Origin of the sequence: Lentzea sp. JNUCC 0626 (genome assembly GCF_043632865.1) — a bacterium.
Classification (GTDB): domain Bacteria; phylum Actinomycetota; class Actinomycetes; order Mycobacteriales; family Pseudonocardiaceae; genus Lentzea.
This window is the reverse complement of sequence record NZ_CP171635.1, coordinates 5,242,980-5,257,114: the sequence shown is the minus strand read 5'-3', so window position 1 is coordinate 5,257,114 and position 14,135 is coordinate 5,242,980. Positions and strand designations below refer to the sequence as shown.

Annotated in this window: 13 protein-coding genes and 1 tRNA gene; 10 read left to right on the top strand and 4 right to left on the bottom strand. The window is 68.0% G+C overall.

Annotated features, from left to right (window positions below):
* Positions 1-33 precede the first annotated feature (33 nt).
* From JNUCC0626_RS23415 to JNUCC0626_RS23405, 3 genes are all read left to right on the top strand, one after another.
* Positions 34-1,590, top strand: a complete 1,557-nt coding sequence (locus JNUCC0626_RS23415) for an alpha/beta hydrolase (protein WP_394621905.1) — start codon at positions 34-36, stop codon at positions 1,588-1,590.
* A 233-nt stretch (positions 1,591-1,823) separates the two neighbouring features.
* Positions 1,824-2,600: a mechanosensitive ion channel family protein gene (locus JNUCC0626_RS23410; RefSeq protein WP_394621904.1), complete on the top strand. Its 777-nt coding sequence runs from the start codon at positions 1,824-1,826 to the stop codon at positions 2,598-2,600.
* Positions 2,601-2,778: 178 nt separating this feature from the next.
* Positions 2,779-3,828, top strand: a complete 1,050-nt coding sequence (locus JNUCC0626_RS23405) for a glucose-1-phosphate thymidylyltransferase (RefSeq protein WP_394621903.1) — start codon at positions 2,779-2,781, stop codon at positions 3,826-3,828.
* On the opposite strand, the gene JNUCC0626_RS23400 is transcribed toward JNUCC0626_RS23405, so the two are convergent.
* The gene (locus JNUCC0626_RS23400; protein WP_394621902.1) at positions 3,825-4,868 is read right to left on the bottom strand and encodes a winged helix DNA-binding domain-containing protein; all 1,044 of its coding nucleotides are present in this window, start codon (positions 4,866-4,868) and stop codon (positions 3,825-3,827) included. The two genes, JNUCC0626_RS23405 and JNUCC0626_RS23400, sit on opposite strands and share 4 nt — an antisense overlap.
* Positions 4,869-4,877: 9 nt before the next feature.
* On the bottom strand, positions 4,878-5,966 hold the full coding sequence (locus tag JNUCC0626_RS23395) for a phytase (RefSeq protein WP_394621901.1): 1,089 nt from the start codon (positions 5,964-5,966) through the stop codon (positions 4,878-4,880).
* Between the two features lie 55 nt (positions 5,967-6,021).
* On the opposite strand from JNUCC0626_RS23395, the gene pnuC reads away from it, so the two are divergent.
* The 3 genes from pnuC to JNUCC0626_RS23380 are packed head-to-tail and all read left to right on the top strand — an operon-like array spanning position 6,022 to position 8,588.
* Complete coding sequence (gene pnuC, locus JNUCC0626_RS23390; RefSeq protein ID WP_394621900.1) at positions 6,022-6,645, top strand: nicotinamide riboside transporter PnuC; 624 nt, start codon at positions 6,022-6,024, stop codon at positions 6,643-6,645.
* Positions 6,642-7,814: a M14 family zinc carboxypeptidase gene (locus tag JNUCC0626_RS23385; RefSeq protein ID WP_394621899.1), complete on the top strand. Its 1,173-nt coding sequence runs from the start codon at positions 6,642-6,644 to the stop codon at positions 7,812-7,814. Before pnuC ends, JNUCC0626_RS23385 begins: the two co-directional genes overlap by 4 nt.
* A gap of 18 nt (positions 7,815-7,832) precedes the next feature.
* Positions 7,833-8,588 (top strand): GNAT family N-acetyltransferase, encoded by a 756-nt coding sequence (locus JNUCC0626_RS23380; protein WP_394621898.1) that lies wholly within the window; start codon positions 7,833-7,835, stop codon positions 8,586-8,588.
* A 45-nt stretch (positions 8,589-8,633) separates the two neighbouring features.
* Here JNUCC0626_RS23380 and aceE read toward each other — a convergent pair whose 3' ends face one another.
* Complete coding sequence (gene aceE / locus JNUCC0626_RS23375) at positions 8,634-11,393, bottom strand: pyruvate dehydrogenase (acetyl-transferring), homodimeric type (RefSeq protein WP_394621897.1); 2,760 nt, start codon at positions 11,391-11,393, stop codon at positions 8,634-8,636.
* A 319-nt stretch (positions 11,394-11,712) separates the two neighbouring features.
* Here aceE and JNUCC0626_RS23370 point away from each other — a divergent pair, with 319 nt between their 5' ends.
* From JNUCC0626_RS23370 to JNUCC0626_RS23360, 3 genes are all read left to right on the top strand, one after another.
* The gene (locus tag JNUCC0626_RS23370) at positions 11,713-12,144 is read left to right on the top strand and encodes a DUF3052 domain-containing protein (RefSeq protein ID WP_394621896.1); all 432 of its coding nucleotides are present in this window, start codon (positions 11,713-11,715) and stop codon (positions 12,142-12,144) included.
* A 75-nt stretch (positions 12,145-12,219) separates the two neighbouring features.
* Positions 12,220-12,684, top strand: coding sequence for a peroxiredoxin (locus JNUCC0626_RS23365; RefSeq protein ID WP_394621895.1), 465 nt, complete (start codon positions 12,220-12,222; stop codon positions 12,682-12,684).
* A gap of 38 nt (positions 12,685-12,722) precedes the next feature.
* Positions 12,723-12,797: transfer RNA gene (locus JNUCC0626_RS23360), tRNA-Val, on the top strand.
* Positions 12,798-12,834: 37 nt separating this feature from the next.
* Here the strand turns inward: JNUCC0626_RS23360 and JNUCC0626_RS23355 are convergent.
* Complete coding sequence (locus tag JNUCC0626_RS23355; RefSeq protein WP_394621894.1) at positions 12,835-13,389, bottom strand: hypothetical protein; 555 nt, start codon at positions 13,387-13,389, stop codon at positions 12,835-12,837.
* Between the two features lie 365 nt (positions 13,390-13,754).
* Here JNUCC0626_RS23355 and JNUCC0626_RS23350 point away from each other — a divergent pair, with 365 nt between their 5' ends.
* Positions 13,755-14,117 (top strand): hypothetical protein, encoded by a 363-nt coding sequence (locus tag JNUCC0626_RS23350; RefSeq protein WP_394621893.1) that lies wholly within the window; start codon positions 13,755-13,757, stop codon positions 14,115-14,117.
* Positions 14,118-14,135: the final 18 nt, after the last annotated feature.

Here is a 14,135-nt window from a genome sequence, read left to right as displayed (position 1 = left end):
CAGAGATCTTTCGGCACGGCGTGGAGGTTCGTCTTGCGCAGGTTTCCGGCACTCGTCCTAGGGGTCGTCGCTCTGCTCACCACGAGCACGACCGCGGCCGCCGATCCACCAGATCCGCTGGCCGAGTTCGTCTCCCAGGCCGCCAAGTGGGCGCCGTGCAGCGGAAAGCTCGCCGAGTTGGAATGCGCCACGCTGGTCGCGCCGCTCGACTACACCAAACCGGCCGGCGACAGGATCAACCTGACGATCAGCCGCAAGAAGGCGACGGCGCCCGACCGCAGGCGGGGCGTGCTGTTCACCAATCCGGGTGGACCCGGCGGCTCCGGGCTCGGCCTGCCGCTGTTCCTGACGAAGTCCGAGCTCTCCCAGGTCTACGACGTGATCGGCATCGACCCGCGCGGCGTCGGGGGTTCCACGGCCCTGAACTGCCGGGCGGCGGCCGCGATCGCCGCGCCCGAGTCGCGGCCCGCCGACAGCGAGTTCGGCAAGTGGGCGGCCGAGGCGCGCGAGGCGGAGGAGTCCTGTCAGAAGTCCGGCGGCGGCATCCGGCAGTTCATCAGCACCGCGAACACCGCGCGGGACATGGACGTCGTGCGGGCCGTGCTGGGCGAGCAGAAGATCAACTATCTGGGGTACTCGTACGGCACCTACCTGGGCGCGGTCTACGGGACGTTGTTCCCGAACCGACTCGACCGCAGCGTTCTCGACTCCGCGGTGCACCCCGAGTGGATCTGGCACGAGCAGTTCCGCCAGCAGGCCATCGCGTACCGGATGGACGTCGAGGCCTGGGCGACGTGGGCGGGAGAGCGCAACGAGAAGCTCGGGCTCGGCAAGTCGCGCGACGAGGTGCTGGCCGAGGTCGAGAAGGTCGCGGCCAAGCTGCACGTGACGCCGGTCGGCGAGCACAACCGGTCTTCCTTCGACGGCGCACTGGGTGTCGGTGCCCGTTACCGTCCACTGTGGTCGGACCTGGCGGCCATCGTCACGAAGCTGCGGTCGGGGGAGAAGCCCGCGAACGCCGAGGGCGCCAAGGCCGGTCAGGTGCTCGCGAAGACCGGTCTGGACGAGCTGCGGTCCGGTGTGTTCGACACGGTCACCTGCGAGTCGGACTGGCCCACCGACGTGAGCGTCTACTACGAGGACATGCGGATGTTCCGCGAGCGCTACCCGTACGGCTTCGGCATCGTCCGCGCGGCGCCGATGACCTGCACGTTCCGCTCGTTCACGCCGCCGGAGGACCCGGTCAAGATCAGCCGCAACGGCTACCCGATCGGCATCGTCGTGCAGTCCGAGGGCGACACGCAGACGCAGTACGCGAGCGGACCGGCGATGGCGCAGCGGCTCGGGCACAACCTGATCACCGTCACCGACGAGGGCAAGCACGGCCTCTACAACGGCGGCAACGCCTGCGTCGACGGCAAGGTCAACCGGTACCTGATCGACGGGGCGCTGCCCGGCAGCAGTTCCGAGTGCGCCGGCGACCCGCGCCCGGACGTGCCGAAGGACGGCCAGCCCGGCACCGCGCCGGCGTTGTCGGCAGAGGGGATCCAGGCCTACCTGGACGGGCGGGGCTTCTCGGCCCGGCCCTGATCCGGCGGCCCTGAGACGACCCCCTGAAATGTGGAAGCGCCCGCCACGGAGCGTGGCGGGCGCTTCCCTCTCCCCGGTCCCCACCGGTAGTTCCACTCTGGACTGTATTGCGACAAAAATCCACGTCAGCCACCCTTTCGTGTAGCGGTGTCGAAGTTGTGGAGCGGTGTGATCCACGAAACGATCAACTGGTCGGATCTTCACTCACCGCAACTTTTGATCTTGGAGGGCCCGTGGGCTCGCAAATCACCGAGGGCCTGGGCCAGGCGTGGGCGATGATCGCCACGTTCGTGCCGAAGCTGCTCGGCTTCCTGCTCGTGCTGGTCATCGGCTGGTTCATCGCCAAGGCGCTCGCCAAGGGCGTCCAGTTCCTGCTGAAGCGCGTCGGCTTCGAGAAGCTCGTCGACAAGTCGGGCCTCAACGGCGCGATGCGGCAGTCGTCGATGGACGCCTCCGGCCTGATCGCCAAGATCGTCTACTACTTCGTGCTGCTGATCGCGCTGCAGCTGGCGTTCGGCGTCTTCGGCGCCTCGAACCCGGTCAGCACGCTGCTGAACGAGGTCATCGCCTACCTGCCGCGCATCGTCGTCGCGCTGGTGCTCGTGATCGTCGCGTCGGCCATCGGCACCGCGCTCAAGGGCCTCGTGATGGGGGCGCTGGGCCAGCGCACCTACACGAAGATGCTCGGCAACATCACCTACGGCTTCGTGATGGCGCTCGGCATCATCGCCGCGCTGAACCAGCTGGGCATCGCGATCTCGGTGACCATGCCGGTCCTGATCGCCGTGCTCGCGACCGTCGCCGGCGTCATCGTCATCGGCGTGGGTGGCGGCCTGGTCCGCCCGATGCAGGCGCGCTGGGAGGGCTGGCTGACCCGCGTGCAGGACGAGGCGCAGGCCCAGTCCCCGATGCCGCGCGCGTCCCAGGAGATGCCCCAGGAGATGCGGCAGAACGTCGGGGCTCGCATGGGTGACGCGCCGACGCCGCCGTCGGGCACCCAGATGGGCTGAAACGGGAGTTAGAGGGTCTGACTCACGCTAGTTAGAGGCTCTCACCTCCTGGAAAGGGTCTCGCGCAAACTTCCTGCGCGGGGCCCTTTCCTCGTGTTCTGGGGGTTCTCCAGTTTCGATCCAGCGCCCCGCCGGAGTCTCGTCTGCACCCGAATCGTTCCGTCGCGGTGGAGGACCAATGAAAGCCCTTGTGCTGTCCGCGGGCGTGCGCCCGGCCGGATACTCGTTACCCAGGCAGATCGTCCCCATCGCGAACAAGCCGGTGCTCGAGTACGTGGTGGAGAACCTGCGGGACGTCGGCGTCACCGAGATCGGCATCGTCGTCGGCGACGACCGCGGTGGCCAGGAGATCTCCGAACTGTTCGGCGACGGGTCCTACCTGGGCGTGTCGATCACCTACATCCAGCAGGACGTGCCGCTGGGCGTCGCGCACTGCGTGCGGATCGCCCGCCCGTTCCTCGGTGACGACGACTTCGTGCTGTACCTGGGCGAGAACGTGCTCGTCGAGGGCATCGGGCAGATCGCCGACGAGTTCGCGCGGCTGCGGCCGTCCGCCCAGGTGCTGGTGGACAAGGTGGAGGACCCGCGCCTGTACGGCGTCGCGGAGGTGGACGAGAACTCGCGCGTGACGCGGTTGATCGAGCACCCGCAGGAGCCGCGCAGCGACCTCGCGCTGATCGGCGTCTACTTCTTCACCCCCGCGATTCACGCGGCCGTCGACGCGATCGAGCCGTCGTGGCGCGGCGAGTTCGAGATCACCGACGCGCTGCAGTGGCTGGTGACGCACGAACGCGACGTGCGGGCGCGGATGTACTCCGGGTTCTGGAAGGACACCGGCCGGGTCGAGGACGTGCTGGAGTGCAACCGCGAACTGCTGATGGGGCTGCGCGGAGACATCCAGGGCATCGTCGACGACGAGTCGAGCCTCATCGGTGACGTCGTCGTCGAAGAGGGCGCGCGCGTGGTGCGGTCGTGCATCGTCGGGCCCGCGATCATCGGCGCCGGCACGCTGGTCGAGGAGTCGATCATCGGCCCGTACACGTCGATCGGCGCGGACTGCCGGATCGTCGAGTCCGGCCTGGCCGACTCGATCGTGCTCAACGAGGCCTCGGTGCACAACGTGTCGGGCATCGAGACGTCGCTGATCGGCCGCGGGGCCAGGGTCGGGTCGGCGCGCCAGCACCGGTTGGTCGTCGGCGACGGCGCGCACGTCGACGTCGCTGCCTAACTCCTGATCCAGTCCTGAAGGCGGTCGCACTCCTCGGCGACCGCCTTCTGCCTGCTCTTGGGTTGTGCGTCGATGTACTCGACGGTGATCGTGCGTTCCTTGGTGATCGCCCAGGTGGCGACGACGAAACCGTCGACGAGAACGGTGGGCTTGCCACCGATGACGACGCCGAGCCGGTCGTCGGCGATGACCCTGCGGCGGTCGGCGTGGGCGAGCAGGATGTTGTCGAACTCCGGCAGCAGCCGGACCGGCAGCGGCGTCTCCGGGTCGGGGCGCGGGGCGTCGGGGAGGTCGAACAGCTCCTTGCCCGCCTCGTTCCGGAACGTGATCAGCTGCGGGCGCAGGGCGGTGAACGTTTCGGTGAGCTTGGTGAGACCGGACCACTGCTGGGCGTCCATGACCGTCGCCGGGCCGAACGCCCTGAGGTACCGCAGGACGATTTCTTCTTTGCTGATGGCCTCTTGCGGCTGCCCGAGCCAGTTCTCGACGGTCGTGCAGACCGCGCGGCCGCTCTGGTGCCACAGGCCGCGCGGCGGCAGTTGGACGAGGGCGAGCTTGTTGCGCAGGGCGTTGCCGAGGACGGTGTGGTCGCGGTCGGGCCAGCGCTCCTTGAGCTGCTTGCCGGCGTCCGCGGTGCCCTGCGGGGTGTCGTCGAGGATCTTGCGGCCCGCCTCGGCGACCTCGTCGAAGTCGAGTCCGCGCAGCCTCGCCGCGAACGGGCCGCTCTGGAGTTCGCGGTCGAGCTTGAGCTGGGTGTGGGGGCGCAGGCCGAGGGCGTCGCGAGCGCTGACCAGGTGGATCGTGCCGCGCATCAGCAGCATCCGCACGGCTTCGCGGTTCGTCAGCAGGTCTTCGAGTTCCTGCGGCTGGAAGTTCCGCAGGCGCGTCCACAGACCGATGTAGGGCGACTTCGGTTCCTGGGCCTGGATGCCGAAGAGGTGCTCGATGGTGGCGAGCGCGCTCTGGTCGGCGCGCTCGCGCAGCATCTGGCGTTCGATCAGTGCTCGGTTGAGTTCGGTCAAGCTCAGCGTCGTCCCCATCGGGACAGACTAGAACCTGATGAACGCGAATCCGGTGCCATCAGGGCGTTCCCCGTCGTGCACGACGAGCAGGTTGAGCTTGCCCAGCACGATGTCGGCACCGTCCGAGTGCTCGACGTCCTTGATCCGGAAGTCCCGGAGCTGCTTCATGTCCGCCTTGCGGTAGGCGACGAACCGCGAGTCGCCCTGGCTCGACGCGAGCAGCACGTCGTTCGCGATCGTGAGGCCCTCGGCGTCGGCTTCGAGCCACTTGCCACCGAAACCGGGGTTCGGGCCGTCGGCCTCGCACTCCTCGGTCTCCGGGTTGTACTTCTGCGGCGCACCCCACGTGCGGACCTTGTCGACCAGCTGCGGCTTGCCGAAGCCGTTGGAGCGCAACGGGATGCGCCAGATGCCGACGTCCTCCTGGGCGGCGTACAGGGTGTTGGTGCGCTCGTCGATGACCATGCCCTCGACCTGCGGGCCCTCGCCGGGCTCGCCGCACACGGTCCACTGCTTGCCGTTGGGCAGGGTGAAGGTGCTCGGAAGGTCCAGAGTGGACACCTTCTTGGTGTCGTAGTTCTTGCCCTTCAGGACGTGCAGAAGCGCGATGCTCGTCTCACTGCGGCGGCTGGTGACGACGACGTCCCTGCCGTTGACGTGCCCGGCGGCCAGGCCGTAGACGGTGTGCTGGTCGTCGACCTCGGCCTCGGTCTTGCTGAACACCGGCCTGGTGGCGGGGTTCGTGACGTCCCTCGCGCCGCGTTCGTCCACTTGGAACACCCGGATGCGGTCACGGCCGCGGTCGCTGACGAACGCGAGGTCCCCGAGCACGTCGACGTTGTTGAACCGGCCCGGCTTCGCGTCCGGGGTCGGCGGCTGCGGCGCCGGGTACACGCCGATCGTGCGGCCCCTCAGGTCGAACGCCGCCAGGCCACCTTCCTTGAGGGTGCCGAGGACCACACTGCGTTCGGTGTCGCGGGGATTGACCCAGATGGCGGGGTCGTCCGCGTCGGCAGGCTCGCCGAACGTCTGCGTGATGACCGTCGGTGTGATGACGGGCGTCGTGGGCGCCGTGAGGAACAAAGGCACGAGCGCCAGTGCTAAGGAAGATGACATGGTGGGACCGTAGGAAACACCGGTGTACTGCGACTGAACCGCGGAGGAACAAGCCGTGTGGCACGAGGTGGGACTGACGATCTTCGGGCAGAAGATCGCGTACACGGAGCTGGTCGGGCAGGTGCTGGCGCTCGCGGTGGTGTTCCTCGCGCAACGCCGTTCACTCTTGACCTGGCCCGTTCAGCTGGCCTCCGTCGCCCTGCTGTTCACCGTCTACGTGTCCGCGCACCTGGGCGGGCTCGCGACGCGGCAGGTGGTCGTCGGCGCGATCGCCGTCTACGGCTGGTACGCCTGGGTGCGCCGGCGGGACCCGGTGTTCGGCGTGGTGGTGCGCAAGGGTTCCTGGCGTGAACGGATCGCCGTGGCCGCCACGTTCGTCGTCGGCACCGCCGCGTTCGCGCTGGTGCTGGACGCGCTGGACGCCTCGTGGGCGCCGTGGCCGGACGCCGCGATCTTCGTCGGCACGATCCTCGCGTTCGCGTTGCAGGGCCTCGGTCTGGTGGAGTTCTGGCTGGTCTGGCTGGTGGTCGACGCGGTCGGCGTGCCGTTGCAGATCCAGTCGGGCCTGTACTTCAGCGCGTTCGTCTACATCATCTTCGCGGGCCTGGTGATCCACGGCTTCATCGACTGGAACCGCACGGCCCGGCGGTTGACACAGGCGGCAAAGTCTCCTCTATGAGGGGACTGTTGATCGCTCTGCTGACCGCTGTCTCGTCGCTGGTAGCCATCCCTGCTGCTCAGGCCGCACCACCCCTGCGCACCGGGTTCGAGCTCACCGGCAAGTGGACCACCGAGGCCGAGGAACAGGCCTACCTGCGCGCGACCGGCCTGCCCCTGACGCAGATCGGGACGACCGCCCAGGGCCGCCCGATCCAGCTCGTGCGCGTGGGCACCCGCACCGCGCGCACCGTGGTTCTCTTCATCTGCTCCCAGCACGGCGACGAACCCGCCGGACGCGAGGCGTGCCTGATCCGCATGCGCTCGCTGCCGCGCACGTCGTCCGTCACCTACCTGTTCGTGCCGAACGCCAACCCGGACGGCCGCGTTCTTGACACCCGCGGCAACTCCGCCGGCACCGACATCAACCGCGACCACCTGCTGCTGCGCTCGGAAGAAGCCCGCGCGATGGCCGCCGTGATCCGCGACTGGCAGCCCGACGTCATCCACGACCTGCACGAGTTCGGTCCTTCCGCGCCCTACTACGTGAAGGACGTCCTCTGGCTGTGGCCGCGCAACCTCAACGTCGCCGACGGCGTGCACGACCTGTCGGAGTCGCTGTCGCGGTCGTACGTGCGGACCTCCGTCGAGGCGGCCGGCCGGACGTCCGGTGTCTACGGCATCTACGTCGACCCGGTGACCGGCGAGCCCGTCCGCCAGGTCGCGGGTGACGGCCAGGAACGCATCCTGCGCAACACCGGCGGCCTCAAGCACGGCATGGGCCTGCTGGTCGAGACCAACGTCGACAACACCCCGGCGTACCGCGTGGAGTCGCATCTGAAGGCCCTGGACGGCACCCAGTCGTTCGTGCGGGACAACCGCGCGGGCATCGAAGCGGCCAACGCGGCCTCGCGAGCGGTCCGGTCGGGCCCGATCTACTTCGGCGGTGCCGACAACCAGGCGCCGGACCCGTCCGACGTGATCACCGCGCCGTGCGCCTACGTGCTGACCGGGGCGCAGTACACCGAGGTGCAGGACGAACTGGCGTTGCACGGGATCAAGTCGCAGTACCTGCGGGGCGGTGACCGGATCGTGCCGCTGAAGCAGGAGGCGCGCGCTCTGATCCCGTTGCTGCTGGACGCCCGCGCCGACGGACCGCTGACGGCCGGGCAGCCTCTCGTGCAGTGCTGACCGTGGTCAGATGGCGGTGTGATCGATCTTCCCGACCGGATGGAACGCAACCTCGCCGAGCACGCGTGCCATCTGCACCGCCACCTGTCCGGCGCGACCGTCATCGAGTCCGATGACCTGCTGATCGCGGACAGCGGGCTGCCCGACGACACGTTCAACATCGTCGCGGCGGCCCGCGAGTCCGCTGACGTGGCCGAGGCGGTGCGCACGATCCGCGCCACCGGCCGCCCGTTCTCGTGGTGGGTCGGTGACGACCCCGGCCTGCGCGAACGGCTGACGGCGGAGGGGCTCGAACCGTCCGGGACCGAGGTCTCGATGTGGCTGGACCTCGACGGCACCCTGCCCTCGCCGGACGCCGCGGGGCTGGAGATCCGCAGCGTCACCACATCGGAGGAACTCGCGGACTACGCCGCCGTGCTGGCGGCCAACTGGGACCCGCCTGCCGAGACCGTTCGCCGCTTCTACGCCATGGCTGCGCCACATGCGTTGGTGAGCAACGCGCGCTACCTCGTCGGGTACGTCGACGGCCGTGCGGTGTGCACGGCGGAGGTGTTCCTGCACGCGGGTGTGGCCGGGATCTACAACATCGCGACCCTCGCCACGGACCGGCGGCGCGGCTACGGCGGTGCGATCACCGCGGCGGCGTTGCGCACCGCACGCGCTGAGGAGTGCCGTATTGCCGTCCTACAAGCCTCTGAGGACGGCGAGACCGTCTACCGGCGTCTCGGGTTCACCGCGGCCGGTCAGTTCACCGAGTACGCGCTCAGGGCGTGAAAAAGGGCCGCCCCGAAACCAGGGCGGCCCTTCTCGGCTGACTAGCTACGCGAGACCGGCGTCGCCCGTGGACGGACCGGCCGCCTGCACGTCGTCGATCCGGTACTTGCGGGCCGCCTCGACGACCTTCGACTGCTCGACCTCGCCACGCCGGGCCAGGGCGGCCAGCGTCGCGACGACGACGGACTCCGCGTCCACCAGGAAGTGGCGGCGCGCGGCCGGGCGGGTGTCGGAGAAGCCGAAGCCGTCCGTGCCCAGGGTCGTCATGTCGGTCGGGACGTACGGGCGGATCAGGTCCGGGATCGCCGACGCCCAGTCGGACACGGCGACGACCGGGCCCTGCACGTCCTTGAGCACCTGCGTCACGTACGGCACGCGCGGGTCGGCGTCCGGGTGCAGCAGGTTGTGGCGGTCGGTCTCGACGGCGTCGCGGCGCAGCTCCGAGTACGACGTCGCGGACCACACGTCCGCGGAGACGCCCCACTCGTCGGCCAGCATCTGCTGGGCCTTGAGCGCCCACGGGAGGCCGACGCCGCTGCCGAGGATCTGGGCGCGCGGGCCACCGGTCTGCGCGCTGTCCTGGAACTTGTAGAGGCCCCGCAGCAGGCCCTCCACGTTCAGGTTCTCCGGCTCGGCCGGCTGCGCGTACGGCTCGTTGTAGACCGTCATGTAGTAGAAGATGTTCTCGGCGTTCTCGCCGTACATCCTGCGCAGACCGTCGCGGACGATGTGCGCCACCTCGTACGACCACGCCGGGTCGTACGCGATCACGGCCGGGTTCGTGTGCGCCAGCAGGAGCGAGTGGCCGTCGGCGTGCTGGAGGCCCTCACCGGTCAGCGTCGTGCGGCCCGCGGTGGCACCGAGCACGAAGCCGCGTGCCATCTGGTCCGCCGCCGCCCACAGGCCGTCACCGGTGCGCTGGAAACCGAACATCGAGTAGAAGATGTAGATCGGGATCATCGGCTCGCCCTGCGTCGCGTAGGACGTGCCGACCGCCGTGAACGACGCCGTGGAACCCGCCTCGTTGATGCCCTCGTGCAGGATCTGGCCCTGCTCGGACTCCTTGTAGGCGAGCATCAGGTTGGCGTCCACCGAGGTGTACGCCTGGCCGTTCGGGTTGTAGATCTTCTGCGTCGGGAACATGGAGTCCATGCCGAACGTTCGTGCCTCGTCCGGGATGATCGGCACGATGCGCGGGCCGATCTCCGGGTCCTTCGCGAGGTCGCGGACGAGCCGGACGAACGCCTGCGTCGTCGCGACCTCCTGCTTGCCGGAGCCGCGCTTGAGGCCTTCGTAGACCTTGTCGCCCGGCAGCACCAGGGCCTTGGACTTGGTGCGGCGCTCCGGTACGAACCCGCCCAGCTGGCGACGGCGTTCCTGCATGTACTGGATCTCCGGCGAGTCCTGCCCGGGGTGGTAGTACGGCGGCAGGTACGGGTCGGCCTCGAGCTGCGCGTCCGAGATCGGGATGCGCAGGCTGTCGCGGAAGCCCTTGAGGTCGTCGAGGGTCATCTTCTTCATCTGGTGCGTCGCGTTGCGGGCCGCGAAGTGCGGACCGAGCGAGTAGCCCTTGATGGTCTTGGCGAGGATGACGGTCGGCTGGCCCACGGTCTCGGTCGCCGCCTTGTAGGCCGCGTAGACCTTGCGGTAGTCGTGGCCGCCGCGCTTGAGGTTCCACACCTCGTCGTCGCTCATGGCGTCGACGAGAGCCTTCGTGCGCGGGTCACGGCCGAAGAAGTGCTCCTTGACGTACGCGCCGTCGTTGGCCTTGTACGTCTGGTAGTCGCCATCGGGCGTGTTGTTCATCAGGTTGACGAGCGCGCCGTCGCGGTCCGCGTGCAGCAGCGAGTCCCACTCGCGGCCCCAGACGACCTTGATGACGTTCCAGCCGGCGCCGCGGAAGAACGACTCCAGCTCCTGGATGATCTTGCTGTTGCCGCGCACCGGGCCGTCGAGGCGCTGCAGGTTGCAGTTGACGACGAACGTGAGGTTGTCGAGCTGCTCGTTCGCGGCGAGCTGGAGCAGGCCGCGCGACTCGGGCTCGTCCATCTCGCCGTCGCCGAGGAACGCCCACACGTGCTGGTCGGACGTGTCCTTGATGCCGCGGTCGTGCAGGTAGCGGTTGAACCGCGCCTGGTAGATGGCGTTCATCGGGCCGATGCCCATGGAGACCGTGGGGAACTCCCAGAAGTCCGGCATGAGGCGCGGGTGCGGGTACGACGGCAGGCCGCCGCCCAGACCGGCGTGCGAGTACTCCTGGCGGAAGCCGTCGAGCTGGTGCTCGCTCAGCCGGCCTTCCATGAACGCGCGGGCGTACACGCCAGGCGAGGCGTGGCCCTGGATGAAGACCTGGTCGCCACCACCCGGGTGGTTCTTGCCGCGGAAGAAGTGGTTGAAGCCGACCTCGTAGAGCGACGCGCTGGACGCGTACGTGGAGATGTGGCCACCGACACCCACACCAGGCCGTTGCGCGCGGTGCACCGTCATCGCGGCGTTCCAGCGGATCCACGCACGGTAACGACGCTCCACCTCCTCGTCACCGGGGAACCACGGCTCCCGCTCGGTGGGGATGGTGTTGACGTAGTCGGTGCTGGTCAGCGACGGCATGCCGACGTGGTTCTCGCGCGCACGTTCCAACAGCCGCAGCATCAGGTAACGCGCACGCTGCTGCCCGCCGCCCTTGAGGACCTCGTCGAACGACTCAAGCCATTCGGAGGTCTCTTCGGGGTCGATGTCCGGCAGGTGAGCGGCCATGCCGTCACGAATGACACGCACCCGCTCGGGGCCGGTGTTCTGCGGGCTCAAGGTGTCTCCTCGGCTTCGTTGGCGGTACACGCGCTGGCCCGGAAACCGTGCCACGCGCTCCTATCGTTGTCCTTGCGTGGCGACTTCGTCATCGCTACCGGTCGGTAGTTCTGGATCGTGTCGCTCACGCGCGCGCGATAAGAGGTATGTAGAGCATGCGTCATGCCAGTGTAGGTGTCTTCACAGGGGTGCGTGTTACGGCGTGTCACGTGGTCAACAGTTGCGCCGGAGGTAGCTGACAGTGTTCGCTAGCCGGAGTAACGGACTTGGCGGCAGTCTTTGAGGCTGTCGCTCTTGCGTAGTTGGAGGAGTGAAAACCGTGGTCGCCGCGGAAGACGCCGGCAAGCTCGGCGTCGCCGACAAGCTCGGGATCGAATCAGGCATGGTCGTCCAGGAACTCGGCTGGGACGAGGACGTTGACGACGCCTTGCGTGCCGCTGTCGAGGAGCGAATCGGGGGCGACCTCCTCGACGAGGATGCCGACGAGACGGTGAGCGTCGTCTTGCTCTGGTGGCGAGAGGACGACGGCGACCTCGTCGACGCCCTCCTCGAGGCCACCGGCGTGCTCGCCGAGGACGGCGTGATCTGGGTTCTCACCCCGAAGACCGGCCGCCCCGGCCACGTGGAGCCGTCGGACGTCGCCGAGGCCGTGCCCACCGCCGGCCTCTCGCAGACCTCCAACATCAGCGTCGCCGACGACTGGGCGGGCATCCGCCTGGTGTGGCCGAAGTCGGCCAAGGTGAAGCGCTGAGCTGACGTGGGGTCGACCTGCGGCCGCTTTGTGGCGGCCGTGGGTTCCCGATGTCCGGCTGGAGGGGTTTGTCACATGGCGGTCGAGGTCGGTTCGGAAGCCCCGGACTTCACGCTCAACGACTACAACAAGCAGCCCGTGACGTTGTCGTCGTTCCGAGGCTCTCGCGCGGTGCTCGTGGTCTTCTACCCGTTCGCCTTCAGCGGCACCTGCCGGGGCGAGCTCTGCCAGCTCCGCGACGAGCTGAGCGTGTACGAGGACGCGGCCGTGCAGGTGCTCGGGGTGTCCGTGGACTCCCCGTTCGCCCTGAAGGCCTGGGCCAACCAGGAGGGCTACCAGTTCCCGCTGCTGTCCGACTTCTGGCCGCACGGGGCCGTGGCGCAGTCCTACGGCGTGTTCAACGCCTCGTCGGGCATGGCAGTGCGCGGCACGTTCCTGGTGGATCTCGCCGGCGTGGTGCGCTTCGCCGAGGTGAACGCTCCGGGTGAGGCGCGCGATCAGTCGGGCTGGCAGAAGGCCGTGGCGGCGCTTCGGGCATGATGTAGCTGTACCCCTGCGGTCTTGGTGCCGTTGGGATGGGGCGTGTAGCTCAGCGGAAGAGCACTCGGTTTACACCCGAGCGGTCGCAGGTTCGATCCCTGTCGCGCCCACCACTCACGATTTGTTCGCACCACGGAGAGCAAACGAACTCTAGAGGTCCTCTTCGTCTGGATCGCCAATGCCGCTGTCCCTGAAGTCTTGCCACTTCTTTTTCTCCTCTTCGGCCTTCTTGCGAACATCCTCCTTTGAGGCACCGCTCTCGGCCGTGGCGGCGACTTCTTCCAATGACTTTCTTGCACGGCTGGTGGCCTCGGCCTTGACCTTGACCTCCTGCACTGTCGCCAGTGCTTTGGCCTGGAAGGCGGCCAAGAAGGCGCTGCCCGCCGAGCCGACGACAATCGACAGGCTCACGAGGGCGAACACGCTGTAGGAGTAGGTGGGGTCCTGGCCAGGTACGGCGGTCTCTTTTGGTGGGAGGAGCCACCACACCGCCATGGCTGCCGCGCCGCCGACAAGAAGGCTGGCCCAGCCTCCGAAGTCGGCGAACAGAATCTTTGACTTTGCCTTGTTCTTTACCCAGTGAGAGGCTTTGAAGCGACCTTTTTCGCCCTTGAGGAGCTCCCCGATCAGGCCTCCAAAAATGCCGAACAGGGCAGCTATGCCGTAGAAGACAACGTAGTCCGAAAATTCGGCAAGCTTGACCATCGCCTAGTCCTTTCGGCCGCGATTGGCTCGGGGCAGGACAGGCGTGTCATCGGAAGTGGATGAGGCTGGGCTGCTCCTTTTGGTGGAGTCATCGGGTAGGGCCTGGGGCTTTGTTACGCCAGCTCTGTAGTGCCACCCGGTTGGACCAACTCGGCCTGTTGCGGGCAACGTTCACGCCACGACCGCAAGACGTCACGAGATTGCGGCACGTTCAGCCGAGCATCCTCTTGCTGAACTGCGGCAGACGCTTGCGGGCGCAAGGTTGTGGGCTGTCTTGCGGTTGCTTGAAGGTCGTTCTTCGGTGCCGTACCTTGTTCGAGTTCGTCAGGGACGTTTGGGCCCGCTACCTACGAGGACGACGACCTGTGAGACGCAAGGCCAAGGCCGTGAGAACCGTCCCGACCACCGTCACGCAGGAGCAGGTCAAGCTGCTCGCCCTCGTGGAGCAGGGCGGTGTGCATCGCGGGGCCACGAGTTGGTACCTGGAGCACCGGCCCGCCAAGCAGTGGGACGCGGACGACCTCGAGATCCTGCGGTTGCGGGAGTGGATCGTGTGGGAGCAGCCGGACGGGCACGGGATGGCGGCTCCTGTCGACATCACGGCGCAGGGGCGGACCGCGTTGCGGCAGCATCTGCCGGAGTGGGTGTTGGGGCGGAAGGCCATTGCCGCTGAGCCGCCGAGGTTGCCCGCGGTCGAGACGATTCGGGCGTTGGACGCGCTCCAATAGGGCGGTAGAACGGTCTTA

What these genes read in the sequence shown, in the direction of transcription:
- JNUCC0626_RS23355 (WP_394621894.1), bottom strand. Translation starts at nt 13,389, where the DNA reads ATGGTCAAGCTTGCCGAATTTTCGGACTACGTTGTCTTCTACGGCATA.
- JNUCC0626_RS23365 (WP_394621895.1), top strand. Translation starts at nt 12,220, where the DNA reads ATGGCGGTCGAGGTCGGTTCGGAAGCCCCGGACTTCACGCTCAACGAC.
- JNUCC0626_RS23400 (WP_394621902.1), bottom strand. Translation starts at nt 4,868, where the DNA reads ATGGGGACGACGCTGAGCTTGACCGAACTCAACCGAGCACTGATCGAA.
- JNUCC0626_RS23405 (WP_394621903.1), top strand. Translation starts at nt 2,779, where the DNA reads ATGAAAGCCCTTGTGCTGTCCGCGGGCGTGCGCCCGGCCGGATACTCG.
- JNUCC0626_RS23395 (WP_394621901.1), bottom strand. Translation starts at nt 5,966, where the DNA reads ATGTCATCTTCCTTAGCACTGGCGCTCGTGCCTTTGTTCCTCACGGCG.
- JNUCC0626_RS23385 (WP_394621899.1), top strand. Translation starts at nt 6,642, where the DNA reads ATGAGGGGACTGTTGATCGCTCTGCTGACCGCTGTCTCGTCGCTGGTA.